Annotated in this window: 25 protein-coding genes and 2 pseudogenes; 11 read left to right on the top strand and 16 right to left on the bottom strand. The window is 60.9% G+C overall.

All coding sequences use genetic code 11. The features are described from left to right. The first annotated feature begins 78 nt into the window (after positions 1-78). The 3 genes from ACY4LX_RS08270 to ACY4LX_RS08260 all read left to right on the top strand — a co-directional run bounded on the left by ACY4LX_RS08270 (position 79) and on the right by ACY4LX_RS08260 (position 1827). Complete coding sequence (locus ACY4LX_RS08270; RefSeq protein ID WP_463259645.1) at positions 79-582, top strand: inclusion body family protein; 504 nt, start codon at positions 79-81, stop codon at positions 580-582. Between the two features lie 124 nt (positions 583-706). Continuing rightward, complete coding sequence (locus ACY4LX_RS08265) at positions 707-1246, top strand: AidA/PixA family protein (protein WP_463259644.1); 540 nt, start codon at positions 707-709, stop codon at positions 1244-1246. 170 nt (positions 1247-1416) lie between these two features. After that, positions 1417-1827 carry a low affinity iron permease family protein gene (locus ACY4LX_RS08260; protein ID WP_463259643.1) on the top strand — a complete coding sequence of 137 codons (411 nt, stop codon included), beginning with the start codon at positions 1417-1419 and terminating at the stop codon, positions 1825-1827. Positions 1828-1868: 41 nt separating this feature from the next. Here the strand turns inward: ACY4LX_RS08260 and ACY4LX_RS08255 are convergent, their stop codons facing one another. From ACY4LX_RS08255 to ACY4LX_RS08230, 6 genes and pseudogenes are all read right to left on the bottom strand, one after another. Then, positions 1869-2372, bottom strand: coding sequence for a DUF4142 domain-containing protein (locus tag ACY4LX_RS08255; protein ID WP_463259642.1), 504 nt, complete (start codon positions 2370-2372; stop codon positions 1869-1871). Between the two features lie 74 nt (positions 2373-2446). Continuing rightward, a complete protein-coding gene (locus ACY4LX_RS08250) occupies positions 2447-2605 on the bottom strand; it encodes a KGG domain-containing protein (RefSeq protein ID WP_463259641.1) in 159 nt (52 codons plus the stop codon). A 117-nt stretch (positions 2606-2722) separates the two neighbouring features. Then, positions 2723-4072 carry a sensor domain-containing protein gene (locus ACY4LX_RS08245; protein ID WP_149657217.1) on the bottom strand — a complete coding sequence of 450 codons (1350 nt, stop codon included), beginning with the start codon at positions 4070-4072 and terminating at the stop codon, positions 2723-2725. 81 nt (positions 4073-4153) lie between these two features. Continuing rightward, a pseudogene (locus ACY4LX_RS08240) lies at positions 4154-4793 on the bottom strand (LysE family translocator). 93 nt (positions 4794-4886) lie between these two features. After that, positions 4887-5612: a PA3715 family protein gene (locus tag ACY4LX_RS08235; RefSeq protein WP_463259640.1), complete on the bottom strand. Its 726-nt coding sequence runs from the start codon at positions 5610-5612 to the stop codon at positions 4887-4889. 26 nt (positions 5613-5638) lie between these two features. After that, positions 5639-6376 carry a PA3715 family protein gene (locus tag ACY4LX_RS08230; RefSeq protein WP_463259639.1) on the bottom strand — a complete coding sequence of 246 codons (738 nt, stop codon included), beginning with the start codon at positions 6374-6376 and terminating at the stop codon, positions 5639-5641. Between the two features lie 164 nt (positions 6377-6540). Here ACY4LX_RS08230 and ACY4LX_RS08225 point away from each other — a divergent pair, with 164 nt between their 5' ends. Then, positions 6541-6846 carry a hypothetical protein gene (locus ACY4LX_RS08225; RefSeq protein ID WP_178128989.1) on the top strand — a complete coding sequence of 102 codons (306 nt, stop codon included), beginning with the start codon at positions 6541-6543 and terminating at the stop codon, positions 6844-6846. 9 nt (positions 6847-6855) lie between these two features. On the opposite strand, the gene ACY4LX_RS08220 is transcribed toward ACY4LX_RS08225, so the two are convergent. After that, complete coding sequence (locus ACY4LX_RS08220) at positions 6856-7770, bottom strand: LysR substrate-binding domain-containing protein (RefSeq protein WP_463259638.1); 915 nt, start codon at positions 7768-7770, stop codon at positions 6856-6858. Positions 7771-7848: 78 nt separating this feature from the next. On the opposite strand from ACY4LX_RS08220, the gene ACY4LX_RS08215 reads away from it, so the two are divergent. After that, a complete protein-coding gene (locus ACY4LX_RS08215) occupies positions 7849-8337 on the top strand; it encodes a DMT family transporter (protein ID WP_463259637.1) in 489 nt (162 codons plus the stop codon). Between the two features lie 77 nt (positions 8338-8414). Here ACY4LX_RS08215 and ACY4LX_RS08210 read toward each other — a convergent pair whose 3' ends face one another. From ACY4LX_RS08210 to ACY4LX_RS08195, 4 genes are all read right to left on the bottom strand, one after another. Next, positions 8415-9746: an MFS transporter gene (locus tag ACY4LX_RS08210; RefSeq protein WP_463259636.1), complete on the bottom strand. Its 1332-nt coding sequence runs from the start codon at positions 9744-9746 to the stop codon at positions 8415-8417. A 178-nt stretch (positions 9747-9924) separates the two neighbouring features. Next, a complete protein-coding gene (locus ACY4LX_RS08205; RefSeq protein WP_149657224.1) occupies positions 9925-10851 on the bottom strand; it encodes a hydroxymethylglutaryl-CoA lyase in 927 nt (308 codons plus the stop codon). Then, positions 10848-12041, bottom strand: coding sequence for a CaiB/BaiF CoA transferase family protein (locus tag ACY4LX_RS08200; protein WP_123597175.1), 1194 nt, complete (start codon positions 12039-12041; stop codon positions 10848-10850). Before ACY4LX_RS08200 ends, ACY4LX_RS08205 begins: the two co-directional genes overlap by 4 nt. Before the next feature lie 245 nt (positions 12042-12286). Continuing rightward, complete coding sequence (locus ACY4LX_RS08195) at positions 12287-13195, bottom strand: LysR family transcriptional regulator (protein ID WP_463259635.1); 909 nt, start codon at positions 13193-13195, stop codon at positions 12287-12289. A 201-nt stretch (positions 13196-13396) separates the two neighbouring features. Here ACY4LX_RS08195 and ACY4LX_RS08190 point away from each other — a divergent pair, with 201 nt between their 5' ends. Both ACY4LX_RS08190 and ACY4LX_RS08185 read left to right on the top strand, forming a co-directional pair. Then, entirely contained in the window at positions 13397-14623 is a 1227-nt protein-coding gene (locus tag ACY4LX_RS08190; RefSeq protein ID WP_463259634.1) for an aminotransferase class I/II-fold pyridoxal phosphate-dependent enzyme, read from the top strand. Between the two features lie 17 nt (positions 14624-14640). Then, a complete protein-coding gene (locus ACY4LX_RS08185; protein ID WP_463259633.1) occupies positions 14641-15807 on the top strand; it encodes a multidrug effflux MFS transporter in 1167 nt (388 codons plus the stop codon). Here the strand turns inward: ACY4LX_RS08185 and yiaY are convergent. Further along, positions 15804-16952: an L-threonine dehydrogenase gene (yiaY, locus tag ACY4LX_RS08180; protein ID WP_463259632.1), complete on the bottom strand. Its 1149-nt coding sequence runs from the start codon at positions 16950-16952 to the stop codon at positions 15804-15806. The genes ACY4LX_RS08185 and yiaY overlap by 4 nt on opposite strands. 157 nt (positions 16953-17109) lie before the next feature. Between yiaY and ACY4LX_RS08175 the strand changes: the two genes are divergently transcribed. Further along, on the top strand, positions 17110-18129 hold the full coding sequence (locus ACY4LX_RS08175) for a DUF4917 family protein (protein WP_463259631.1): 1020 nt from the start codon (positions 17110-17112) through the stop codon (positions 18127-18129). 268 nt (positions 18130-18397) lie between these two features. On the opposite strand, the gene ACY4LX_RS08170 is transcribed toward ACY4LX_RS08175, so the two are convergent. Next, on the bottom strand, positions 18398-18742 hold the full coding sequence (locus ACY4LX_RS08170) for a YegP family protein (protein WP_123597168.1): 345 nt from the start codon (positions 18740-18742) through the stop codon (positions 18398-18400). A 140-nt stretch (positions 18743-18882) separates the two neighbouring features. Between ACY4LX_RS08170 and ACY4LX_RS08165 the strand changes: the two are divergent. Both ACY4LX_RS08165 and ACY4LX_RS08160 read left to right on the top strand, forming a co-directional pair. Continuing rightward, positions 18883-19225, top strand: a pseudogene (locus ACY4LX_RS08165) (sigma factor-like helix-turn-helix DNA-binding protein). After that, positions 19222-20169, top strand: a complete 948-nt coding sequence (locus ACY4LX_RS08160; RefSeq protein WP_463259630.1) for a FecR family protein — start codon at positions 19222-19224, stop codon at positions 20167-20169. Before ACY4LX_RS08165 ends, ACY4LX_RS08160 begins: the two are co-directional and overlap by 4 nt. Positions 20170-20450: 281 nt before the next feature. On the opposite strand, the gene ACY4LX_RS08155 is transcribed toward ACY4LX_RS08160, so the two are convergent. Both ACY4LX_RS08155 and ACY4LX_RS08150 read right to left on the bottom strand, forming a co-directional pair. Continuing rightward, entirely contained in the window at positions 20451-20756 is a 306-nt protein-coding gene (locus ACY4LX_RS08155; RefSeq protein ID WP_149657232.1) for a ribbon-helix-helix domain-containing protein, read from the bottom strand. A gap of 14 nt (positions 20757-20770) precedes the next feature. Next, positions 20771-21352, bottom strand: a complete 582-nt coding sequence (locus ACY4LX_RS08150; RefSeq protein ID WP_149657233.1) for a DJ-1/PfpI family protein — start codon at positions 21350-21352, stop codon at positions 20771-20773. Between the two features lie 337 nt (positions 21353-21689). Here ACY4LX_RS08150 and ACY4LX_RS08145 point away from each other — a divergent pair, with 337 nt between their 5' ends. Then, entirely contained in the window at positions 21690-22580 is an 891-nt protein-coding gene (locus tag ACY4LX_RS08145) for a DMT family transporter (RefSeq protein WP_463259629.1), read from the top strand. 133 nt (positions 22581-22713) lie between these two features. Here the strand turns inward: ACY4LX_RS08145 and ACY4LX_RS08140 are convergent, their stop codons facing one another. Then, positions 22714-23928 (bottom strand): class I SAM-dependent methyltransferase, encoded by a 1215-nt coding sequence (locus ACY4LX_RS08140; RefSeq protein WP_149657236.1) that lies wholly within the window; start codon positions 23926-23928, stop codon positions 22714-22716. Between the last annotated feature and the right edge of the window lie 85 nt (positions 23929-24013).

The following is a 24013-nucleotide window of genomic DNA, read 5'->3' as shown; positions in this document are numbered from 1 at the left end:
CAGCAACGGCCGTAAGGCAAGCAAGCGTTGTCATGCCTGAGGGTTATCAGGCACTCACTATGAACAAGGAGCTTTACTATGTCTCGAGTCACGGATGTGCTGGTCTCTATCGACACCGAAACCATTCTGAAAAACTACCCGAACATCAGCAAAAACCCTGCTTCGCCAACGATGATCGACGTTAATCATGTGTACATGGTGACCAATCGGGACAACGTGATAAATGGTCAGGCCGGTGGCGAACTCAACTTGAAAGCACAGGTGGGCGACTTGATTCGCTGGCGTGAAACCAGCCTGTCGCAGAGCTTCGAGACCGCAGTTATTTTCTACAAGTTCATTGGCAACAAAGGCAGCGAGTTGATCTCCACCCCTATGCCACGCAAGGCTACGGCCTGCGTCGCCGTCCCTAACACCAGCAACCCATCGGTGCCGAGCTGCCAGAAAGTCGAAAACCATTATTGGTCTTCGGAAACACTGGACTGCGGTAGCGTGACCTATCACTTCCATTTCCTGATCGTCGATCGCAACTGCAAAATCGTCGGCTGCTGTTCGTGGGACCCGTTCATTACCATCCGTAACTGACGAAGGCTGGCCCCTTGGCGACAAGGGGCCTCCCCCCGTTCGTTGCCGTTTCGGCAGGAACAGGATGTCTTGCATGAACCGAAGCGGCTGCCGTGCAGTGCCACCATCATGAAAGGAATCCATGATGACTTCCGAACCGATCAAATCGCCTTCATCCAGCGTCGCGACGGCCAACAATGTGCTGCTGATTGTTGATGCCGAATCGCTGCTGGCAAAGTACCCGACACCCAGTCTTGAGGCACAAGATCCGACGACCATCGGTGAAGGATTCATCTTTGCCGTCGGCGGGAAAGACGCCAATCAAATAGCGATTAGTGACAGCTATTTGACGCTACCCACCTGCAATGGAAAAACCTTCCACATTCGCGGCCGCACCGTGAGTCTGCTCGCTGAAAACAGCGTGGTGTTCTACGACATGGCCGTGAGCGATACCCAAGTCCTCTCCGCGCCGAAACTGGTGGTACACGCAGGCCTCACCGTTCCGGCCCCCGACCCGATAAACCCGACCCAACCGGCCAGCCACCTGGCCGATGATCACTACTGGGAGTGCGCGCAACTGACCCCGGGCGTCGCCGCCTGCGAATTGAGCTTTATGTTGGTTAACCAGCAGTGCGAAGCGGTGGGGTATTTCAGTTGGGCGGTTGAGGTGAAGTTTTCCGCTTGAGTGTATTCGGCTTCAACATCGCCAAAAGATCGCAGCCTTCGGCAGCTCCGCCGAGCGTATTCCACCGAAGGCTGCGATCTTTCGCCCCCCCCACAACCCTCGTTAAAAAAGAAATTCCAACACGCCGTCGATGTCTGAATTTCAGGCGCATCCCCAGAAGGAACACGGCAATGAAATTCGCAAAAGTCTCGCAGAAACTCGCGCTGTGGGCCGGCAGTCCCACGACGTTTTTGATCGCGATCATTCTGATTGCTGTGTGGGGGTTAACCGGGCCGATTTTTGGTTACAACGACACCTGGCAGCTGATCATCAACACCTCGACCACCATCATCACCTTCCTCATGGTGTTCCTGATCCAGAACACCCAGAACCGCGATACGGACATCTTGCATTTGAAGATCGATGAGTTGCTGCGGGTGACGAAGGAGGCGCAGAACGCGATGTTGGGGCTGGAGTCGCTGGATTTGAAGCAGTTGGAGGAGTTGCGCAAGCAGTACCGCAAGATCGGCGAGGGCGAGACGATTTCCATGGACGTCGCCCCCAGCGGCGACCAGCCGAAATCACACCTGGATCAATGCTGAAACCTCGGCGGGTGACCTTGGTCACCCGCGCTGCATAGAGGCTAGCGGCTGGCTTGCAGGGCCTTGGCCATCTGCAGATGGTTTTGCAGTTTGGGCAAGGTTTCTTCGGCGAATGCCTTGATTTCCGGAACGTCGGTGGTCTGCGCTTCCTGCTGGATCTGGTCGATAGCAGCCTGGGCGTTTTGCACCTGACTGGCCGCGTAGGCCTGGTCGAACGTCGGACCATCCTTCACTTCGGGGATCATCGTTTTGGACTTATCGATCACTTCTTCCCGAGGCGCGACCGGCAGGTCGAGCTTCTTGGCGATTTTCGCCAGATGCTGGTTGGCGGTGGTCAGGTCGTTGATAACCACGACGGTGTAGTCCTTGACCTCCTTGGATTCAGTTTTCTGGTGCGCCAGGCGACTGGCTTCGATGTCGGCCATGCCTTTGGCGGAGGCATCGTTGATGAAGTCGGCTGGCGACTGGGCAAAAGCGCTGCTGGCGCACAGGCCCAGCAACGTGGCAAAACTGGCATTGCGTATACGGGTGGCCATCCGGCTCATGGTCGCGCCCTCCATTCGAAAAAATTCAAACGGGAGCTTTCGCTCCCGCCTCTCGATCAAAACTACCTTATCCACTACTTGGATTTCTGACCACTTTTGCGGCCCATATCGGGTTTCGCAGGGTCTTTGTCGACAGTCGTGGTGGTAGTTTTCCCACCTTTGCGACCGGCTTCAGACGCCTTCGTTCGATCGTTGGCATGGTTATCCGCGTTCGAGTTTCTTGAGTTAGGCATGATTCTCTACCTCTTGGTGTTGATCGCGGCGAGCACAGGCCCGCATAGGATCAGAATTCCGATCCGGCCAAAGGTTTAGAAAAAATCGGGGATATTGCGACGAACGGTGGTGAAAACTCAGGCTTCGAGCGGCCGGTGACGCAGGCGCTTGACCGCGTACATCGCCTCGTCGGCGTAGCGGAACAGCTGCTTTTCTTCCAGGCCATGCTCAGGATAGATCGCCGCGCCGATGCTCGGTTCGATGTTCAGGCTGTGGCCATCCAGGCGCAGGGGTTGCAGCAACACCTGTCGGATTTTTCCGGCGACGCTGTCGGCGTCTTCGGCGGCATGGATGCTGTGCAGCAGCACCACGAACTCATCCCCGCCGATGCGCGCCACGGTGTCGCTTTCCCGCACGCAGCCCTTGAGCCGATTGGCCACCGCTTGCAGCAACATATCGCCGACCGCATGACCGTGGGTGTCGTTGACCAGTTTGAAACGGTCAAGATCAACGTACAACAGCGCCATCCGCCCGCCCTCGGAGCGGGCCTGCGCCAGCGACGATTTGAGCCGCTCGCGGAGCAATTCGCGATTGGGCAGTTGGGTGAGTTGATCGTATTGGGCCATGTGTTGCAGCCGCGCGTGCAGCTGCTTGCGCTCGATGGCGGTCGCCACCTGGGCGCAGACGTATTGCAGCAGCTCTTTGTCCTGCTCGGTGTAGCGCTCGCCGCCGGCCTCGCTTTTGACGATCAGCGCACCGATGGTGCCGTTCTGCGAGTTCAGCGGCACGCCGAGCCAGCACGGGGAATCCTGCCCCGCCACCAGCGCCTTGAAGCCTTCGGGGAGTTGATCTTGTTCCGAGGTCAGCAGGATCGACTGGCCGTTGCGAATGACCTCCGCACACAAACGCCCGGTGACGGTGCCGGGCAGTTCGGGCTGATGTTCACGGTCGTCGACGTGATAGGGGAAATTCAGCTGCGCACAGTGTTCGTCATACAGCGCCACGGAAAAATTCAGCGCGGGCAGCCATTCGCCGATGATGGTGTGGATGCGTTTGAACAGCGCCAGCAAATCTTCCGCCGCATGGGCCGCTTCGGAGATCGCATACAACGCCGCTTGTCGCGACTCGGCCTGTTTGCGTTCGGTGATGTCCCGGGCCACGGCGATGCGCAGTTGATCGACTTCCGACCAGCGTGCCGACCAAAGGATGTGAACCACCCGGCCGTCCTTGCGCAGGTAGCGGTTTTCGAAGTTGAGCTTGGGTTCGCCGCCGATGATTTCTCGCGCGGCATCGAGGGTGCGCTGGCGATCGGCGGGGTGTACCAGCTCGATCATCGGCTGACCGATCAATTCATCCGGGGTGTAACCGAAAATACGCTCGCAGGCCGCGCTGACAAATACAAAGCGACCTTGCCTATCCACCGCACAGACGGCGTCCAGCAAGAGGTCGATATAGCTCGCCAAAGGCGCGGAATTTCTAGTGGTCATGGTGCAGGGTGCGTGTCCGGGCCATGTAGCGCTGAAAAACCATCCGTGACCGGTGCCGCTGACGCTTCCCTGCGATCAGCCTCAAGCCTTGTTCGTGACCAGGCCCGGCAATGCATGCACCAAGGCGTTGATCGCGAAACCGATGAACATCACCCCGCACAACCGGGTGATCAACAGCTCATGCCGTTGATACACGGTGCGCACCTGCCGCGCACCGACGATGCCAATGAGAATAGCGTACGCCAGCAATCCGCCCACGAAGCTCAGGGCAATCAGCCAGGGCAGCATCGACCAATGGAGCAATTCGGCGCGGCTGGACAGCAACGCGGTGAACGTCGCCACGGCCACCGGGTAGGCTTTCGGGTTGGTCAGGCCGAACAGAATGCCGTGCCAGAACGGCTGCCGCGCCGGCCCTTGCGGGGTTTCAGCGCTGCTGCGGCGAGCGCGAATCGCGCGCACACCGAGCCAGAACAGATACAGCCCGCTGAGCACGCCCAATACATCAAACGCCGTGCTGCCGATTTCCCGGGCGCCAACAATTGCGATCAGCGCCGTGCTGCACCAGACCACATCCCCAAGCAAATGCCCGCACAGGAACCCCGCCCCCGCCCGTCGCCCCCCGCGCCGCGCCAATCCCGAACACCGCCAACACACCCGGGCCGGGGGTGATGCCGTAGATGAAGCCTGAGGCGAGCACGGCCATTAGTAGCGATGGGGTCATGGGGAACTCCTGTTTAAGCGAATGCTGGCCAGTCTATCTCAGGACTTGGTGTGCGACTGACTGATCGTCGAAGAACTTCAGGGATGCTGCCGATTAACCTCTGAGCGCTTCTGGTATGACGTATTGCTTGCCGTCGTAATTCAGGATGACTCGAGTGGTTTTCAACTTTTTGGCCTTGTCCTGGCACTCTTCGCCCACCAGAAAGCGTTGGGTCACGGTCACGGTGGAGCTGACAACCAGATCCGCAAAGCCGTTGTGAAGCGTGTTGCCGATATCGACGGTTCTTTCGGTTCGCTCGCCCTCTCCCGCACAGTTACCGTCCCACTCGCCCCGCCCCGTCGACATCACCAACCCTTCCAACACGGGGCGCAAGGTGGCGCCGTCGCGCAGATACAGCGCCAGCTCATTCGTGTAGTAGGAATTGATGCTTGATCTGGTTTCAAAACGCGAGCGGATGCCGAACGCGCGAGCGTCCGGCGTCAACTTGTAGCGTGCCGTATCAATGCTCAGGCCTTGAAACGCCACGGCGTCGGAAGAATAGGCGTCTTTTTTACGGTAGCTGGCCAGCGGTTTCGCACTGGACGAACGGATGAGCGCCAACTCCAGATCGACGTTTCCGACATCGCCGTTGCCGTCGGGAGAATCCGGCTTGAACGTCGTCGTGGCGACAATGGTCTGGTCCTCATACGCCGGCCAGACTTTGCAAAGGGTGACAGACGGCGTGTCTGCGGGTGCTTCTTCGCAACCCGCTTGTGCCTGGTTGGCCGCCGCGATGAGGCCGAGGACAGTGAGAAAGGTCAGCAGTTTGCGTGTGCTCATCATGTTCTTCCCTGATGGATGCGCAGTCATTGAACGCTCGTGAAGTCACCTGGCAACACATAGTTTTTACCGTCGTACCGAAGCGTCGTCTGCACCGGTTTGGCGGTCACGGAGTTGGATACACACGCCTCGCCCTCACCCTTCCCGACCGTGCTCATGGACACTGTTTTGACAATCAGGTCCGCGTAGCCATGGGAACTGGTCTTGCCGATTTCGAGGGTTCGGGTGATTTCATAACGCTCGCCGGCACAATTGCCATCCCATTCACCGCCGTACTGATAGGTGATGAGTCGATCCATGACCGGACGCAGCGTGTTGCCCTCTTTGACGTAGAGCGAGAGCAACGTTTCATCCATTGGGTTGACCCGTGACGAGCCCTTGAACGTGGCGCGCACGCCGAAGGCTCGCAGGTTGGGGGTAAGCGTGTAGCGCGCCGTATCGAGTTGCAGGTCTTCAAAGGCAATGGCATCCGACTCAAAAGCCGATGACTTGTGATACGTCGCCAGCGGTTTCGAATCACCCGCCGAGACAACGGCAAGGTCGAGATCATATTTGCCCTCGGGACCGGAACCGCTGGCCGAAAAACCCGACTCGAATTGCGAGATCGCCGTAATCGCCAGCCCCGGGTAAGCGGGCCAGTCCTTACACACCGAATAGCCAAAATCCCCATAAAACGGTGGTTTCTCACACGCAGCAAATGCCTGCCCCGTCATCACCAAACCGCACAGCGCTGCAAAACCCATCCAGCCAGACTTCAATGTCATTCCCTGTTCCTTGTGTGTTTCAAACCAGTCAAATGCTGCCGCGCACTATCCTCGGTGCGCGGCTTCCGCTCAACAAATTGTTACGACAAGAAGAACGGACCGGACCGCCACTCGACGCGGCCACATTGTATGTTCGAGTTACAAGCCGTGAAATCGAGACCTCCATGCCTAACTTTTCAGAGCATCTGCCACTTAACACCGCCGATACTTCCACCAACCATTCCTGGGAAATGGAGGACATTCGGGCGGCGATCAAAGAAGCCGATGCAGGTGACTTCGCTACAACCGAGGAGTTGAATGCAATCGCCGAAAAATGGCGCCCAGTGCCTAATACCGATCATTCAGGCCTGACACCGAACCTGTGGCGAGGGAGCTTGCTCCCGCCGGGCTGCGAAGCGGCCCTCTCTTTACCTAAAAAGAAGGGGACTGCTATGCAGTCCAGCGCGAGCAAGCTCCCTCGCCACAAGTGACTCATCGGCTTAACTGACTGGGTTTATCCCCTGCCCAATCCGCCCATTCAACCAATTCAACGCCTGATCCCCGCCCCGCCGTTTATGCCAGGCCAGCACAAAGGTAAACGACGGAATATGAAACGGCGGCGCCACGACGATCAATGTCTTTTCATCGACGTCGCGCAACCCACGTGAGGCCACCGTCAGGATCAAATCCGTCCCGGCGATAAATTCCGGCGCAACGCTCCAGTGCGGCAGGCTGATCGCCACGCGGCGGCGTTCGCGCAGGGCGGTCAGCGCCCGTTCGATTTCCGGGGTGCCGCTGCCGCGCATTTCCAGCAGGACGTGGGGGCGGGCCAGGTAGGTTGGCAAGTCAAGTGTGCCGTCGGCGGGCAGGCTGTGGCGGTCGACCAGGCAGGCGTAGTGCTCGTCGAACAACGGCGTGCTGCGCAGTTCGTTGGGCAATTCCGGGAACACCCCCGCCGCGACGTCGATGTCACCGTTGAGCACGCCATCGAGCATGCCTTCGCGGCTGGCGTGGCTGATTTGAAGGTCGATGCCCGGCGCTTCCCGGCGCAAGGTGCGGATCAGCCCCGGCAGGACGATGGCCGCGCCGTAGTCGGACATCGCCAGGCGAAAGGTGCGTTTGGCGGTGGCCGGATCGAAGGTGTTCGGCGCCAGCAGCGATTGCACCTGGGCCAGGGCTTCGGCCAAGGGTGCGATCAGTTCCAGCGCTCTTGGGGTCGGCACGAGCGTGGCGCCGGCGCGCACCAGCAATGGATCGCCGAGCAGATCGCGCAAGCGTCCCAACGCATGGCTGACCGCCGGTTGACTCAGGTGCAGACGCTCGGCGGCGCGGGTCACATGCTGCTCGCTGAGCAAGGCGTCGAGGATCACCAGCAGGTTGAGGTCGATGCGTCGTAGATCATTCATCTGCTGCATGTTCTGCATAGCGAATTGGAATTTAAATTTGCGCGGCGAATACCCTAGAATCCAGCAAAACCTGTTGGAGTCATGAACATGAGTACGTTGCAGTGGGCCGGCCTGTTGCTGCTGGCGGTGGTTGCCGGGGCGGTGGTGCCGTTTCAAAGTGCGATCAATGCCAACCTGAGTCGCGGCCTCGGGCATCCGTTATGGGCGACGCTGGCCTCGTTGCTGGTGAGTTTGCTGGTGTTGCTGCCGATCATCCTCGCCCTGCGTTTGCCGCTGCCGTCGTTGGCGTTTATCAGCAAGGCGCCGTTGTGGATGTGGGCCGGTGGCGTGTTCGGCGTGTGCTTTGTGGCGCTGGCGGTGATGTTGCTGCCGAAACTCGGTGCGTCGGGCTTTGTGGTGCTGGCGCTGACCGGGCAAGTGATTGCCTCGATGCTGCTCGATCATTTCGGGCTGTTCGGGCTGGTGGAGCGGCAGTTGACCTTGCCCCGGGTGCTGGGCGCGGTGTTGCTGGTGGCGGGGGTGGTGTTGATTCAGTTCAGTGGAGCATCGGGTAAAGCGTTGATTGCGACTTCTTGAAATCAAAAGATCGCAGGCTGCGCCTGCGCCTACGGGGATGCGTGGTCCCTGTCGGCGCTGGGGCAGCCTGCGATCTTTTAAAACTTGTCGAGGGTGCGCAGCTTCTGCGGCAAGCCCCACATCAGCAGTGCAGCCGCAATCAGCGCCGCAACGCCAATCACGTACAGCGCCGGGGTGGTGCTGCCGGTCAGGTCCTTGATCCGCCCCACCATCACCGGGCTGACGATGCCGCCAAACTGGCCAAGGGTGTTGATCACGGCGATCCCGCCCGCTGCACCAGCGCCAGCACCGGCCAGCAGTTTCGGCGGCAGGGTCCAGAAGCTCGGGATGCAGGCAATGATCCCGGCACCGAGCAAGCCCAGCGCGACAATCAGGAACGTTGTGTGGTTGGCGAAGATCCCGGCACAGAAAAACCCGACCGCCCCCAGCGTCACCAGGCCGGCGACAAACTTGCGGCGTTCGCCGGTGGCGTCAGACAAGCGCCCGATCACCACCATGCTGATCGCCCCGCAGATGTAGGGAATGGCGGTCAGCAAACCGATCATCACCGGGCTTTCGGTACCCGCGCTGCGGATCAATTGCGGTGCCCAGAAATTCAAGCCGTAGGACGCGACCTGGATCAGAAAGTAGATCAGCCCCAAGGTCAGGAACCCCGGAATCTTCAACGCCGCGAGCAGCGAGCCGCCGCCCTTGTGCGGTTCATGGTGAGCGATGCGGCTGGCCAGCAAGGTTTTCTCCGCAGCGGTCAGCCAATGGGCGTCTTCGATGCGGTCCTTGAGCAATTTCAGCACCAGCAAACCGAGAACGATGCAGGGCACGCCGCCGAGCAGGAACAGCCAGTGCCAGCCGCGCATGTCCATAAAGCCGTCGAGGTGTTGCAGCACCAGACCGGAGAACGGTGCGCCGACCAGACCGGCAAATGCCGAGGACAAAAACAGCATCGAAGTGATGCGCCCGCGATAGTGCTGCGGGAACCACAGCGTCAGGTAATACAGCACGCCGGGGGCAAAACCGGCCTCCATCGCGCCGATCACAAAGCGCAGCGCATAGAACTGCCATTCGCTGTTGACGAAGACCATGGCGGCGGTGGCGACGCCCCAGGACATCATGATCCGGGCGATCCAGCGCCGGGCGCCGACCTTGTACAGCATCATGTTGCTCGGCACCTCGAACAGCACGTAACCGACCACGAACAACCCGGCGCCGAGGCCGTAGGCGGTGTCGCTCAGGCTCAGGTCGGTCTGCAACTGGAACTTGGCGAAGCTGATGTTGATGCGGTCAAAAAATGCGAACAGGTAGCAGACCATGATCAGCGGCATCAGGCGCCAGGCGACTTTGCTGACCAGGGCTTTTTCGACATCGTGGCTAACGGACGGGCTGGCGTCCGCCTCCAGTACGTTGAGGCTCATGGGGTTTCTCCAGGCGGACTGCCCGTGGGTGTCCGATTGTTTTTGTTGTCTGGTTTGTAATCGTTTTTCTGTAGGAGCGAGGCTTGCCCGCGAAGGCGGTGTGTCAGTCAACGATGATGTTGAATGTGAGGGCCTCTTCGCGGGCAAGCCTCGCTCCTACAGGGAGTATTCGGTGGTGTCAGGATGGGCTTGGGTGCAGGTCGCAGTTGCGTCCGGCCTTGGCCAGTTGGCCGGGCACTTCGTGGCCCAGCAGTGCTGGCAAGCCTCGGGACAGTTTCAGCAGCAGCGGCAGGTCGATGCCGGTGTGGATGCCGATTTCATCGCACAGGTTGACCAGGTCTTCGGTGCAGATATTGCCCGAGGCGCCCGGGGCAAACGGGCAACCGCCGAGGCCGCCGAGCGCGGCGTCGAAGCGGCGGGCGCCGGCCTCGTAGGCGGCCAGCACGTTGCACAAACCGAGACCGCGGGTGTTGTGGAAATGCAGGGTCAGGTCCGCCGGCGACACCCGCTGCAACACCCGCCGCACCAGTCGATCCACTTGCCGCGGATTGGCCATGCCGGTGGTGTCGGCCAGGGTGATGCCTTGAATGCCGAGTTCCTGATAAGCCTCGACGATTTGCAGCACGCGATCCTCATCGATCTTGCCTTCGAACGGACAGCCAAACGTGGTGGCGATGCTGCCGTTGAGGCGCACCTGTGTGCCGTCGACGTACTGCACGATCTCGCCGAACGCCGCCAATGAGTCTTCACAGCGCATGCGCATGTTGGCCAGGTTGTGGGTCTGGCTGGCAGACATCACCAGATTCAGTTCATCCGCCCTTGTCGCCAACGCCCGTTGCGCGCCTTTCAAATTGGGGATCAATGCGACGTAGATCACCCCCGGTTGCCGGGTGATGCCCTTGAACACCAACTCGCCATCGCGCAACGCCGCAATGGCCTTGGGCGAGACGAACGATCCCGCCTCGATCCGGCTGAACCCGGCCAGCGACAGCTGATCGATCAGCGCAATTTTGTCAGCGGTTTCAACCCAGGTCGGCTCGATCTGCAAACCGTCGCGCGGCGAGACTTCCTGCACGATCAGCGTCTGGGAAAAGTCAGTGATCATTGCACCACTCCTGCGGCTTTCAGCCGTTCGATGTCGGAGCCGGTCAGGCCCAGCCCGGCAAGGATGCCGTCGGTGTGCTGGCCCAGTTGCGGCCCGGACCAGTTCACGCCACCGGGGGTTTCCGAGAGTTTGGGCACGATGCCTGGCATCTTCACCGTGGCGCCGCCGGGCAGGTCGGCGTTGAGCAGCATGTCCCGCGCCTGGTAGTGCGGATCGGCGACGATGTCGGCCACCGAATAGATGCGCCCGGCCGGGACTTCGGCGGCTTCCAGCGCGGCCAGCACGTCATCGATGGGCAGGCTGCTGGTCCAGTGGGTGATGGCGGCGTCGAGCACATTGCTTTTCAAGGCGCGGCCGTCGTTGTGGGCGAATTCCGGGGCGTCGGCCAGATCGCTGCGACCGATCACGTTCATCAAGCGCTTGTAGATCGGATCGCTGTTGCCGGCAATCACCACATAAGCACCATCGGCGGTCAGGTAGGTATTCGACGGTGCAATGCCCGGCAGCGCGCCGCCGCTGCGTTCGCGAATGTGGCCTTGCATGTCGTATTCCGGCACCAGGCTTTCCATCACGTTGAACACGCTTTCGGCCAACGACACGTCCACCACTTGCCCGCCGCCCTGCCCGGTCTTGACCCGCAGCAGCGACATCAGCGCGCCGATCACCGCGTGCAACGACGCCAGGGAATCGCCGAGGCTGACCCCGACCCGGGCCGGCGGTGAACCGGGGGTGCCGGTGGTGTAGCGAATCCCGCCCATGGCCTCGCCGATGGCGCCGAAGCCCGGACGGTCGCGGTACGGGCCGGTCTGGCCGTAGCCGGAGATGCGCACCAGGGTCAGGTTGGGGTTGAGGGCGTGCAGCACGTCCCAGCCCAGGCCGAGTTTTTCCAGGGCGCCGGGGCGCAGGTTTTCGATCAGCACGTCGGCGCTGGTCGCCAATTGCTTGACCAGTTCGATGCCTTCAGGGGATTTGAGATTCAGCGCCAGGGACTTCTTGTTGCGCGATTGCAGGTACCACCACAGCGAGGTGCCCTCGTGCAGTTTTCGCCATTTGCGCAGGGGATCGCCCTGGCCCATGGCTTCGATCTTGATCACCTCGGCGCCAAACTCGGCGAGCATGCGCGCAGCAAACGGTGCAGCGATCAGCGTGCCGATCTCGATCACCTTGATTGCACTCAGGGGGGCAGTCATCGCGGGGTACCTCTTATTCTTGGACTATGTGCCAAGGCTAGAGGACCGGGGGGTGGGTAATCCAACCTTCAGTTGGCAAGGGGTGTTCGTGAAACGCGAACGCTCGGCCGACATTACCGCGACCTCAGGTCCGCCTTCGCGGGCAAGCCTCGCTCCTACTGGTTTGGTGGTGTTTCACGCCGGGCGCTGCCCTTGTAGGAGCGAGGCTTGCCCGCGAAGAGGCCGGCCCATCCAACAACGATCTGTCAGGCATGCCCGCGCAACTGCTCAAACAACATCCGACTCACCGGCGACAACCCCGCTTCATCGCGCACCACCAGAATCAACGCCCGATCCGACCAGTCATCGGTCAACGGCACCGCGTGCAACCCCAGCGCCCGGCCAAACAATTCATAGGCCTTTTGCGGCAGGATGCCGATGCCCATGTTGGCCTGGACCATCCGGCACATCGCATCAAATCCCGGCACATGAATCCGCAACCGCAGCACCTTGCCCGCCTTGCGCGCCGCCGCGTGGGTGCGCATGTTGATCGAGCTGGCGGCATGCAGGCCGACGTAATCGCTGTCCAGGGTATCGGCGAAGGCCAGGGTTTCACGGCTGGCCAAGGAATGATCCGGCGGCATCAACACCACCAGTTTGTCCTGGCGATACAGCACGCTGTGCAGGCCTTTGACGTCGCTGTCACTGGAGCAGATCCCCAGGTCCGCCACACCATCCAGCACGCCTTGAATCACCCCGCTGCTGGGACGCTCCTCAAGGTCGGTCTTCACTTGCGGATGCCGCTCGGAGAAGTCGCGCAAGTCTTCGGGCAAGAACTGAATGATCGCCGACAGGTTCGCCAGCATCCGCACATACCCGCGAATTCCGTGGCTGTGCTCGCCCAATTCCAGGCCCATTTTCTCGACGTTGAACAACATCTGCCGGGCATGGTGCAACAGGGTTTCCCCGGCCGGCGTCAGGGTCATGCCCTTGGCCTGTCGCACGAACAGACTGATGCCGAACGCCTCCTCCAACTCCATCAAGCGCTTGCTGGCCGCCGACACTGCGATCGCTTCCCGCGTGGCAGCACGGGTCAGCGTGCCCTCTTCGTGGACGGCGACGAATAACTGCAGGGTGATCAGGTCGAGGCGGCGGATCAGGCTTTTTTGCAGCATGGGTGGGCTCGATGGCGTGGGTTCGGCTGAGTCGGCAGGATAGCCCGGTTTTGGCCCACAGCCTCACACGCCACCGTCCTACACGTAAATCTCTTGTAACACTCAAACATGCAGGAATCGGCCGATTCAACGCTCCCGACGCATTCCGTAAAGTCTGGAAACACACAAACACGCTGTATCACACAAGGAGCAACACTCTCTATGGACCAGACAGCCAACATCTTCACCAATTATCGAAAACTGATCGCCTTGGCCGATTACGACTGGGAAACCGCCGAAGCCGGAAAAGTCGCGGGGCTCAACGTCGACATCCGCAGCGCCAACCGCATGGTCGACCAGTACGGACGGGCGTTTCATCACTTCTGCACCACGTCCTACCTGGGCCTGGATCACCACCCCGACTTGCTCAAAGGCGCCATGAGCACCTTGTGGGAAACCGGCACCCTGCGCGTCGCCAATTCGAAAAACCGCTGCAAACTGGCGATCCTGGACCAGTACGAAAGCGAACTGTCCGACCTGTTCGGCGCCCGATGCCTGAGCACCCTGTCGTGCAGCGCGGCGAGTGCCGGGATCCTGCCGCTGCTGGCCAGCGGCGTGTTCACTGAAAACCGCCCGCCGGTGATGGTGTTCGATCGCTTGGCGCATTACTCGATGAACCACCTCAAGGCCGCGTGTGCCGACGAAACCCGGGTGGTGACCAGCCCGCATAACGACATGGACTTCCTGGAAAAGCAGTGCCAGCAGCACGGCACGGTCGCGTATGTCGCCGACGGCGCTTACAGCATGGGAGGGGTGGCGGACCTGGACAGTCTGTTGTACCTGAAGGATCGCTACGGGCTGTTTCTCTATCTGGATGATTCCCACGCCCTGTCCGCCGTCGGCAATTCCGGCGCTGGCCTGGTCCGCCCGAGGCTGCACGCCCTTGACGATGACTGCCTGATCGTCGCGTCACTGGCCAAATCGTTCGGCGCCAGCGGTGGCCTGGTGATGTTCGGCAACGAACGGCAGAGGAAGCTCATTCAACGTTACGGCGGCCCGAGCAATTGGTCGCAAAGCCTGAACAGTGCGGCGATCGGTGCCGGCCGGGCCTCGATCAAGCTGCATCGCACGGCGGAATTCAGCGCATTGCAGGAAAAACTTCAGGTTAATATCCGGCTCTTTGACAGCCTGATCCGCACCGAGCAGCACCGCAGCAACATGGCGATTCGCTTGATCCGCTGTGGTGAAGCGGCGCTGGCCAACCGCCTGGCGACCGAGTTGGCCAACCTCGGCTTCTTCACTTCGGCGGTGTTTTTCCCGGTGGTGGCGCAAGGTCAGGCGGCCATCCGGATTACCCTGCGGGCCGACATGGAGCCCGGGTTGATCCGCCACTTTTGTGAACTCATCATCGAACTGTTGCGCACCCACGGCCAGGATGTCGGCCACTGAAACCCAGGGAAGATGCCATGAAGAGCAGCACCACCCTCCTCGTCACCTGCAGCACGGTTTTTCTCGCGCAATTGGGCATGAGCATTTACCTGCCTGCATTGCCGGAGATCGCCCGGCATTTGTCCGCCGATGCGTCGCAAGTGTCGTGGGGGTTGGCGGTGTACCTGATCGGCATGGCGCTGCCGATGTTGTTCTGGGGCAGCCTGGGCCAGCGCATCGGGCGTAAACCGGTGTTGCTCGCGGCGCTTGGCATCTATGGGGTCGGCAACCTGGCCCTGCCCCTGGGCCAGACGCTGGAGTCGTTCCTGTTCCTTCGCTTGCTCCAGGGCGTTGGCGCCAGCGGGATTTCGGTGATGGCCCGGGTGCTGATCCGCGACAGTTTTCGCGGCGACTTGCTGGCCAAGGCGCTGTCGTGGATTTCGATTTCCTTTGTAGTGGCGCTGGGGATCGGGCAGTACCTGGGGTCGATCATCCAGGTGGCGCTGGGTTGGCCCGCGATTTTTTATCTGTTGGGTGGGGTGAGTCTGCTGATGGCCGGGATCGTGGCGCGGGTCGCGTTCCCGGTACTGACGGACGAACACCGCCCATCCTCCAGTTGGCCGAGCTACTGGCGCATCTTGCGTCATCGAGCGTTTCTGCTGCCGGCCCTCGCCGGTGGCCTGGGATACGGTGTGATCATCGCGTTCAACACCGCCGCGCCATTGATCCTGCAAGGACCGTTCAACTGGACTGCCGTGGAATATGGGCTGTTGGGATGGCCGATCAGCGCGGCGTATTTTCTCGGGGCATTGGGCGTGAATCGCTTCGTGGTGCGCACTGGTCAGCATTGGCTGATGACGCTGGGCGTGGGCCTGGTTTTGGCCGGTAGCGGGGTGATGTGGCTGGGGAGTGTGGCGGGGACGTCGGTGGCGTTGCTGTTCTGGTTGCCGTACTGCTTTGCGGTGCTTGGCCAGTCGCTGAATTATCCGATCAGCCTGTCGCTGGCCAATGAGGGGTCGCCGGTCAGCGGGGCTTATGCGATGGCGTTGAGCGGTTTCATCCACCAACTGATGGCCGCCGTGATCGGCGGCATCGCCAGCCTGATCGCCAGTCAACAGGCCTGGCCGTTGTCAGTGTTGTGCGTTTTGCTGGCCTTGGGCGCGATGCTCTGCGTGAGGTTCGCGCCGGGTGGCAAAAAGGCTTAGAACGCGCTGCGAAAAACCTCCTCGATCTGCCGCTGGTCCGCCGCACGCGGGTTGGTCAGGCCGCAAGCGTCTTTCAGGGCGTTGGTGGCGAGGATCGGGATGTCATTGAGCTTGGCGCCGAGGTCACGCAGACCGCCGGGGATTTCCACGTCCCGGGCCAGACTGCGGATCGCCGCGATGGCCGCTTGCGCGCCCTCTTCCGGGCTGAGCCCGCGTATCTCGGCGCCCATGGCGAGGGCCACATCGTTCAGGCGATCGGCACACACCAATGCATTGAAGCTTTGCACATGCGGCAACAACACCGCGTTGCACACGCCGTGGGGCAAGTCGTAGAAACCGCCCAATTGGTGGGCCATCGCGTGCACGTAGCCGAGAGAGGCGTTGTTGAAGGCCATGCCCGCGAGGAACTGCGCGTACGCCATATTCTCCCGGGCGGCTAGGTCGCTGCCGTCGCGCACGGCCAGGCGCAGGTTGTTACTGATCAGGGTGATGGCCTTCAGCGCACAGGCGTCGGTGATCGGGTTGGCGGCGGTGGAGACGTAGGCTTCGATGGCGTGGGTCAGCGCGTCCATGCCGGTGGCGGCGGTCAGGCTCTTGGGCATCGCGACCATCAGCGCCGGGTCATTGACCGACAGCAGCGGCGTGACGTTGCGGTCGACGATGGCCATTTTCACGTGGCGCGATTCGTCGGTGATGATGCAGAAACGGGTCATCTCGCTGGCGGTGCCGGCGGTGGTGTTGATCGCGATAAGCGGCAGTTGCGGCTTCTCGGATTGATCGACGCCTTCGTAATCGCGGATCTGCCCGCCGTTGGTCGCGCACAGGGCGATGCCTTTGGCGCAGTCGTGGGGCGAACCGCCGCCCAGGGACACCACGAAATCGCAGTTACTTTCCTTGAGCAGGCCCAGGCCGCGTTCGACGTTGGCGATGCTCGGGTTGGGCTTGGCGCCGTCGAAGATCACCGAATCGATGTCCTGCATCGCCAGCTTCTCGGCGATCATCGCCGCCACGCCAGCCTTGGCCAGCCCGACGTCAGTGACGATCAGCGCTTTGCGAAAACCGTACTTGCGGATGGCGTCCATGGCTTCGTCGAGGCAACCGCTGCCCATGATGTTCACGGCGGGGATGAAAAACGTGCTGCTCATGGCGAATCTCCTGCGAGGGGCCGAATCGACAGCTCCGATTCAGCGGATGTGCACAGGATCGACCGATCAGTCACGGCGTATGTTGATCTGGCTCAAGTGCGGGTCGTGATAAAGTCGCCGCCCATCAGACCCTTCGCTTTTTGAGACGACCAACGCAATGACCGATTTCCAGGATGTCGATGCCCAACTTGAAGACTGGAACGCCTTGCGCACCAGCGCTTCGTTCAGCGGCCTGCTGCTGGGCAACGGCGCCAGCCGTGCGGTGTGGGATGACTTCGGTTACGACTCGCTGTTCGAAAACGCCCGCACCGTCGAAGAAAAGCCCTTGAGCCAGTCCGAGCTGAGCGTGTTCGATGCGCTGCAAACCCGCAGTTTCGAACAAGTGCTGAGCGCGCTGAAAATCACCAGCCGCGTCAACAAGGCCCTGGCCGTCAGCTCCGCCGCGCCGCGCAATCGCTACTACGCGATCAAGGAAGCGCTGATCAACACCGTGCACGCGGTGCACATCCCGTGGCGGCTGGTGGTGCCTTCGACGTTGGCGACGATCAATCAAGAGATGGGCCGCTATCGGACGGTGTTCACCACCAACTACGATCTGCTCGGCAACTGGGCGCTCCAGCACCAGCCGGAAGCCATCACTGACCTGTTTCACGGCGATGAACCAAGCTTCGACTTGAGCGCCAGCGCCACCGATAAAACCCGTTTGCTGTACCTGCACGGTGGCCTGCACCTGGTGCGCAACCAGGACGGCACGGCGCGCAAATTGAAGTCGACCGAGGGCACGTTGCTCGGCAGTTTTGCGATCAACAACACCATCAAGACCCTGGACGACGTGCCGCTGTTCGTCAACGAAGGCCCGGCGCAGGACAAGCTCAAAACCATCCGCAGTTCGGATTATTTGTCGTTCTGTTATGACCAGTTATTGGGGCATGGCGAGGGGTTGTGCATCTTCGGGCATGCGCTGGGCGAGCAGGACAGCCACATCATCCATGCGCTGCGCCAGGCGAAACCGAAGGTGGTGGCAGTGTCGATCAAGCCGCGCAGCAAGGCGTTTGTTCAGCATCAGAAGCGGCATTACGCGAAGGTGTTTGAGGGGACGGGGGTTGAGTTGAGGTTTTTTGATTCCAAGACGCATGCGCTGGGGAGTTCGAAGCTGACGGTTCCAGTCGAAGTCTGAAGAGAACACCGAACTTGTGGCGAGGGGGCTTGCCCCCGTTGGGTCGCGAAGCGGCCCTCAGCGGTCTTTCAGTAAAAAGGTGCCAACAGGTTTACGACTGCTTCGCAGCCGAACGGGGGCAAGCCCCCTCGCCACAAAAGCACTCTTCATTCTTTAAGGATCGTTCCCACGCGCAGCAAAGGAATGCAGCCCGGGACGCTCCGCGTCCCATTGGAACGCGGAGCGTCCCTGGAGGCATTCCTTTGCTGCGCGTGGGATCGATCTCGCGTCAAAGCACCGGCAATGTCTTGTCCTTGATCACCGTCGTCGGCCCGTTGGCCTTCACACTGGCAATCCCCTTCTCCCGCGCGGCATCGTTGGAGTACGCCTCGCTGCTGCCGATGATCTCGTGATTACCGGCCTTGAGGTTGAAGTAAGGATGGCCATCCTTGGTGGTCTTTTTCTCGTAGCGTTCATCCAGCGGGCTGTTTTTCTGCACCGAGGCGATGCCGCCATCGGCAGCGGCGCGGGTGGTGTAGTGCTCGCTGTTCAGAATGGTTTCGGCATTGGCTGCTTTGAGCACAAAGCGAAACTGACCGGTGCTGGTTTTGCTCAACTCATACCATCCAGACATGGTGCCACTCCTGTCGATTGATCCAACCAAAGTTGCCTGACAGTAAAGACCTTCCATGGGGTTTATCCACTGCTTGAGAATAGACCTCACGCGGCAGCCACCCGCAACCTTTCTGCACCCGCGCCTCAAGCAGGATCTCCATGTCTCGCCTCACGCCCGCCCCGCTGTCGGCTGATTCCTTTCGCCGGTTCTACGGGGACATCCTGAATTACCTGCGCAAACGCACGGATAACCCCAGTGACGCGGCGTACATGACCGGCGCGCAACGCCTGCAACGCCTGAAGCAACTCAAAGGTGTGCTCGCAGAACCCTCGCCGCGCCGCCGTGAAGCCCTTATGCTGCACCGCTTTGAAGGCCTGAGTCAGGCACAGATCGCGCAACGCATGGGTTTCCTTGAGCATGCTGGAAAAACACATCGCCTTCGCCCTGCTGCATTGCAAGCAACGCCTGGACCACGAAAAAGGCACGGAGCAGCCAGAATGAATCGTGACACTGATCTGCCGGATGACGGCATCGACGCCCAGGCCGCCAGCTGGTTTGTGCGCAATCGCCAGGCGCACGGCAGCGCCGACCGCGAAGCTTTCGAGCTGTGGATGTGCGTACCGGAACACACCAAGGCCTACCGCGCCTTCGAAGAACTGTGGGCCGACCTGGCCGAACTCAAGCAACAGAACAAACCGGCGCCAATCAGCCTGCGGCGTAAACCGAATGTCTGGCGCCCAGCCCTGGCGATTGCGGCGGCGTTGGTCTGCGCCGTTCTGGCGTTCAACCTCGGCACGCCCCATGGCGTCTATCAGCAACAAATCGCGGCCCAGGCCAAAGGCTCGCGCACGTTCAATCTGCCGGATGGCAGCACCTTGTCGGTCAACGCCAATACGCGTTTGCGCATCGATTTCGACAGTCAGCAGCGCCAGGTTTATCTCGACCAGGGCCAGATTTATCTGGAAGTGGCGCCGGATAAAGAGCGACCGCTGTGGGTGCATACCGGTGAATCGACGGTGCGGGTGGTCGGCACCGCTTTCGATGTGCGGCGCACGCCCAGGCACGTGGTGGTCAGCGTCGCCCACGGCCAGGTCGCGTTTGCCCCGGACAGCAAGACCCAAACCCAGCTCGGCGCGCAACAGCAGGCCGCGTTTGACCTGGCCAGTGGCACCCTGCAACAGCAGACGCTGACCGACGGGCAAGTGGCGGACTGGCGCAGCGGGCACTTGTCATTTCGCAATCGCGAACTGGCCAGCCTGGTGGATGAGTTGAACCTGTATCGCGCCCGCCCGGTGCTGTTGGCCGATGGGAAACTGGGGCGCTTCAAGGTCTCCGGCGACCTCGACGTCAATGATCCCGATGCCTTGCTCAACGCGCTGCCGGCGCTGATTCCGGTGAAAACCGTCACCCTCGCCGATGGCCAATTGCGCATCGAAGCACGCTGAAACACCTCACATGAGAATATCTTGCAGTCGCATGTGAGGTGTTTTTGCCTGCCGCGTCTTCCTCGGGTCTGCGTTGAGTGGGGATCGGGCGTATAGCCAGGGGCGCAATGCCAAGGTGAGTGTGACGCGGTTCTTCTGATCCGGGGTTTGTGGCGCCTGGGCTGACGTCTTCGCGGGCAAGCCTCGCTCCTACAGGTTTTGTGGTGTCCGCGAAATGGTCGAACACCACCAAACCTGTAGGAGCGAGGCTTGCCCGCGAAGAGGCCCGCAAGGTCAATAAACTATTTGGCCGCCGAACGCACCACCGACAACCCCGGCGCCATCCCCCGCCGCTGACTCAAATACCGCATGCAACTCACCCGCAAGAACGAAGCAAAATTCACCACTTCGCCGCGATAGTCCATCACCTCTTCATACAGCTTGGCGATCAACTGGTTGGTGGTCATGCCGTCAACTTCGGCGATTTCGCTGAGGATGTCCCAGAACTGATTCTCCAGGCGCAGGGTGGTGACCACCCCGCAGATGCGCAGCGAGCGGGAGCGCGATTCGTAGAGGATCGGATCGGCCTTGACGTAGAGCTCGCACATGCAAAAGTCCCTCGTTACAGCGTGATTTTAGTGCCCAGCAAGCCGAGGAAACCGGCGAGCCAGTTCGGGTGGGCTGGCCAGGCTGGAGCAGTGGCCAGATTGCCTTGTACGTGGCCTTCCGTCACCGGGATATCGATGAACGTACCGCCCGCCAGCCGCACTTCCGGGGCGCAGGCCGGGTAGGCGCTGCATTCGCGACCTTCGAGGATCCCGGCAGCGGCGAGCAGTTGCGCGCCATGGCACACGGCGGCGATCGGCTTGCCGGCCTTGTCGAAATCGCGCACCAGTTCCAGGACTTTTTCGTTCAGGCGCAGGTACTCCGGCGCACGACCGCCCGGCACCAGCAGTGCGTCGTAATCGGCCGCCTTGACCTTGGCGAAGTCAAAGTTCAGGGCAAACAGGTGACCGGGTTTTTCGCTGTAGGTCTGGTCGCCTTCGAAGTCATGGATCGCGGTGCGCACGGTCTGGCCGGCGGTCTTGTCCGGGCACACGGCGTGCACGGTATGGCCGACCATCAGCAGCGCCTGGAACGGCACCATCACTTCGTAGTCTTCGACGTAATCGCCGACCAGCATCAGGATTTTCTTGGCAGCCATGGGAAGGACTCCTCTGGGAATACGTGGGCGTGCAGGAGTCTTCACGGTAGTCCTAATCGGCGGCGGCAGGTAATAACCGACTACTACGGCCAACATGGTTTTTTGTGGCGAGGTGGCTTGCCCCCGTTGGGGTGCGAAGCGCCCCCCACGTTCCGTCAGTTAAACCGTGCGCACAGGTTCTGCGACTGCTGCGCAGCCAAACGGGGGCAAGCCCCCTCGCCACAGAGATCGCGGCAAACTGTACGGATATTTCCGCACCTAGCTGTAACAGAGCAATCGCCGCGGTTTGTGGCTAGATGAAGTCACGTCCAATCACCCTGAATCCTGGTTGCCCATCATGTCCTCGCGCGAAAACACCGGCATGGCCCTCGGCCTGCTCGGCGTCATCATCTTCAGCCTCACCCTGCCCTTCACCCGCATCGTGGTGCAGGAAATCCACCCGCTGCTCAACGGCCTGGGCCGTGCGTTGTTTGCGGCGGTGCCGGCGGCGATGCTGTTGCTGTGGCGGCGCGAGAAGTGGCCGACCTGGAAACAGGTCAAAGGCCTGACCCTGGTGATCGCAGGGGTGATACTCGGTTTCCCGGTGTTGTCAGCCTGGGCCATGCAAACCTTGCCGGCGTCCCACGGCGCGCTGGTCAACGGCCTGCAACCGCTGTGCGTGGCGCTGTATGCCGCGTGGCTGTCCCATGAGCGCCCGTCCAAAGCGTTCTGGGCCTGCGCCGCACTGGGCAGCGCGTTGGTGCTCGGTTATGCGCTGATCAGCGGCGCCGGCAGCATTCAGGCCGGTGATTTGTTGATGCTCGGGGCGATTGCCGTGGGCGGTCTGGGCTATGCCGAGGGCGGCCGGTTGGCCAAGGAAATGGGCGGCTGGCAGGTGATCTGCTGGGCGCTGGTGCTGTCGACGCCGCTGTTGATCGGGCCGGTGACGTACCTGGCGCTGCAACATCAGGGCGAGATCTCGGCCAAGACCTGGTGGGCGTTTGGCTACGTCTCGCTGTTCTCGCAGTTCATCGGTTTCTTTGCCTGGTACGCCGGGTTGGCGATGGGCGGGATTGCGCGGGTCAGTCAGATCCAGTTGTTGCAGATCTTCTTCACGATTGCGTTTTCGGCGTTGTTTTTTGGCGAACACATCGAGCCGATTACCTGGCTGTTTGCGGGTGGGGTGATTGTGACGGTGATGCTCGGGCGCAAGACGGCGGTTAAACCGGCGCAGGTGGCCACAGCATAGCTCTTGTAGGAGCCAGGCTTGCCGGCGAAGGCGTCTTCAAAATCGCCTTCGCCTGTAGGAGCAAAGCTTGCTCGCGATGGCGTCCTCAAGATCACTATCGCGAGCAAGCTTTGCTCCTACAGGGGGGTGGCGATCAGAGGTAGCCGTCGGAACGCAGCAATGTTTCCAGACAATGCTCGGTGATCTGATAGAAATCTTTCAACTCCTGAATCTTCACCAACAGCTGCGCCGGGTCCACCGGTTCGGCGCGTTTGACCGCCAGGATCATCTTGTTCTTGTTGGTGTGGTCCAGTGAGATGAACTCGAACACCTTGGTCTCGTAGCCGCAGGCCTCAAGGAACAACGCGCGCAAACTGTCAGTGACCATTTCCGCCTGCTGGCCCAGGTGCAAACCGTATTGCAGCATCGGCTTGAGCAGCGCCGGGCTCTGGATTTGCAGGCGGATCTGTTTGTGGCAGCACGGCGAGCACATGATGATCGAGGCGCCGGAGCGGATGCCGGTGTGGATCGCGTAGTCGGTGGCGATGTCGCAGGCATGCAGGGCGATCATCACGTCCAGCTCGCTCGGCGCGACGCTGCGTACGTCGCCGCACTTGAACACCAGCCCCGGATGCTCCAGCTTCGCGGCGGCAGCGTTGCACAGGTTGACCATCTCTTCGCGCAGCTCGACGCCGGTGACTTCGCCTTCGGCATTCAGGGTGTTGCGCAAATAGTCGTGGATCGCGAACGTCAGGTAACCCTTGCCCGACCCGAAATCCGCCACGCGCACCGGTTTGTCCAGGGCCAGTGGCGAAGTGGTCAGGGCATGGCTGAACACTTCGATGAACTTGTTTATCTGCTTCCACTTGCGCGACATCGCCGGGATCAGCTCGTGCTTGCTGTTGGTCACGCCCAGGTCGGCGAGGAACGGCCGGTTCAGGTCGAGGAAGCGGTTCTTCTCGCGGTTATGCTCGGCGGACGGCACTTCACGCAATTGCTGGGGTTTGCTCTTGAACAGCGAAGACTTGCCCTTTTTGCTGTATTCGAGCTGGGCTTCGTCGGTCAGGGAGAGTAAATGCGCATTTTTGAACGCCTCCGGCAACAGCCCGGCGATGGTCGCCACGCCTTCGGCCAGAGGGAAGTTCTTGGTGATGTCGCGGGTCTTGTAGCGGTAGACGAAGGACAGGCACGGCTGATCCTTGACCGTGAGTTGCTTGATGATCAGCCGCTGCAAATCCACTTCGCTGCCGACGTACTTGGCCAGCACCAGTTTGATGAAGGCATTGGCGTCGAGGCTGGTTTGCAACAGGTCGATGAACTGGGCGTGATGATCCGGCGCGAGGCTGGCGGGAGTGGCGGTAGCAGACATGGGGAAAACGGCCTCGGGCGGTGCGAATCGGGAATGGCGGGTATTTTAGGGGGGATGGGGTGCGAGGGCACGGGTAATTTCCCGA

It is taken from the genome of Pseudomonas sp. Emmai (assembly GCF_055179735.1).
Note: the sequence above shows the minus strand (reverse complement) of the source record. Positions and strands in the feature narration are given on the sequence as shown.

Excerpts from the sequence above, each read along its gene's own strand:
- ACY4LX_RS08270 (WP_463259645.1), top strand. The coding sequence starts at position 79 with ATGTCTCGAGTCACGGATGTGCTGGTCTCTATCGACACCGAAACCATT.
- ACY4LX_RS08265 (WP_463259644.1), top strand. The coding sequence starts at position 707 with ATGACTTCCGAACCGATCAAATCGCCTTCATCCAGCGTCGCGACGGCC.
- ACY4LX_RS08260 (WP_463259643.1), top strand. The coding sequence starts at position 1,417 with ATGAAATTCGCAAAAGTCTCGCAGAAACTCGCGCTGTGGGCCGGCAGT.
- ACY4LX_RS08255 (WP_463259642.1), bottom strand. The coding sequence starts at position 2,372 with ATGAGCCGGATGGCCACCCGTATACGCAATGCCAGTTTTGCCACGTTG.
- ACY4LX_RS08250 (WP_463259641.1), bottom strand. The coding sequence starts at position 2,605 with ATGCCTAACTCAAGAAACTCGAACGCGGATAACCATGCCAACGATCGA.
- ACY4LX_RS08245 (WP_149657217.1), bottom strand. The coding sequence starts at position 4,072 with ATGACCACTAGAAATTCCGCGCCTTTGGCGAGCTATATCGACCTCTTG.
- ACY4LX_RS08235 (WP_463259640.1), bottom strand. The coding sequence starts at position 5,612 with ATGAGCACACGCAAACTGCTGACCTTTCTCACTGTCCTCGGCCTCATC.
- ACY4LX_RS08230 (WP_463259639.1), bottom strand. The coding sequence starts at position 6,376 with ATGACATTGAAGTCTGGCTGGATGGGTTTTGCAGCGCTGTGCGGTTTG.
- ACY4LX_RS08225 (WP_178128989.1), top strand. The coding sequence starts at position 6,541 with ATGCCTAACTTTTCAGAGCATCTGCCACTTAACACCGCCGATACTTCC.
- ACY4LX_RS08220 (WP_463259638.1), bottom strand. The coding sequence starts at position 7,770 with ATGCAGCAGATGAATGATCTACGACGCATCGACCTCAACCTGCTGGTG.
- ACY4LX_RS08215 (WP_463259637.1), top strand. The coding sequence starts at position 7,849 with ATGAGTACGTTGCAGTGGGCCGGCCTGTTGCTGCTGGCGGTGGTTGCC.
- ACY4LX_RS08210 (WP_463259636.1), bottom strand. The coding sequence starts at position 9,746 with ATGAGCCTCAACGTACTGGAGGCGGACGCCAGCCCGTCCGTTAGCCAC.
- ACY4LX_RS08205 (WP_149657224.1), bottom strand. The coding sequence starts at position 10,851 with ATGATCACTGACTTTTCCCAGACGCTGATCGTGCAGGAAGTCTCGCCG.
- ACY4LX_RS08200 (WP_123597175.1), bottom strand. The coding sequence starts at position 12,041 with ATGACTGCCCCCCTGAGTGCAATCAAGGTGATCGAGATCGGCACGCTG.
- ACY4LX_RS08195 (WP_463259635.1), bottom strand. The coding sequence starts at position 13,195 with ATGCTGCAAAAAAGCCTGATCCGCCGCCTCGACCTGATCACCCTGCAG.
- ACY4LX_RS08190 (WP_463259634.1), top strand. The coding sequence starts at position 13,397 with ATGGACCAGACAGCCAACATCTTCACCAATTATCGAAAACTGATCGCC.
- ACY4LX_RS08185 (WP_463259633.1), top strand. The coding sequence starts at position 14,641 with ATGAAGAGCAGCACCACCCTCCTCGTCACCTGCAGCACGGTTTTTCTC.
- yiaY (WP_463259632.1), bottom strand. The coding sequence starts at position 16,952 with ATGAGCAGCACGTTTTTCATCCCCGCCGTGAACATCATGGGCAGCGGT.
- ACY4LX_RS08175 (WP_463259631.1), top strand. The coding sequence starts at position 17,110 with ATGACCGATTTCCAGGATGTCGATGCCCAACTTGAAGACTGGAACGCC.
- ACY4LX_RS08170 (WP_123597168.1), bottom strand. The coding sequence starts at position 18,742 with ATGTCTGGATGGTATGAGTTGAGCAAAACCAGCACCGGTCAGTTTCGC.
- ACY4LX_RS08160 (WP_463259630.1), top strand. The coding sequence starts at position 19,222 with ATGAATCGTGACACTGATCTGCCGGATGACGGCATCGACGCCCAGGCC.
- ACY4LX_RS08155 (WP_149657232.1), bottom strand. The coding sequence starts at position 20,756 with ATGTGCGAGCTCTACGTCAAGGCCGATCCGATCCTCTACGAATCGCGC.
- ACY4LX_RS08150 (WP_149657233.1), bottom strand. The coding sequence starts at position 21,352 with ATGGCTGCCAAGAAAATCCTGATGCTGGTCGGCGATTACGTCGAAGAC.
- ACY4LX_RS08145 (WP_463259629.1), top strand. The coding sequence starts at position 21,690 with ATGTCCTCGCGCGAAAACACCGGCATGGCCCTCGGCCTGCTCGGCGTC.
- ACY4LX_RS08140 (WP_149657236.1), bottom strand. The coding sequence starts at position 23,928 with ATGTCTGCTACCGCCACTCCCGCCAGCCTCGCGCCGGATCATCACGCC.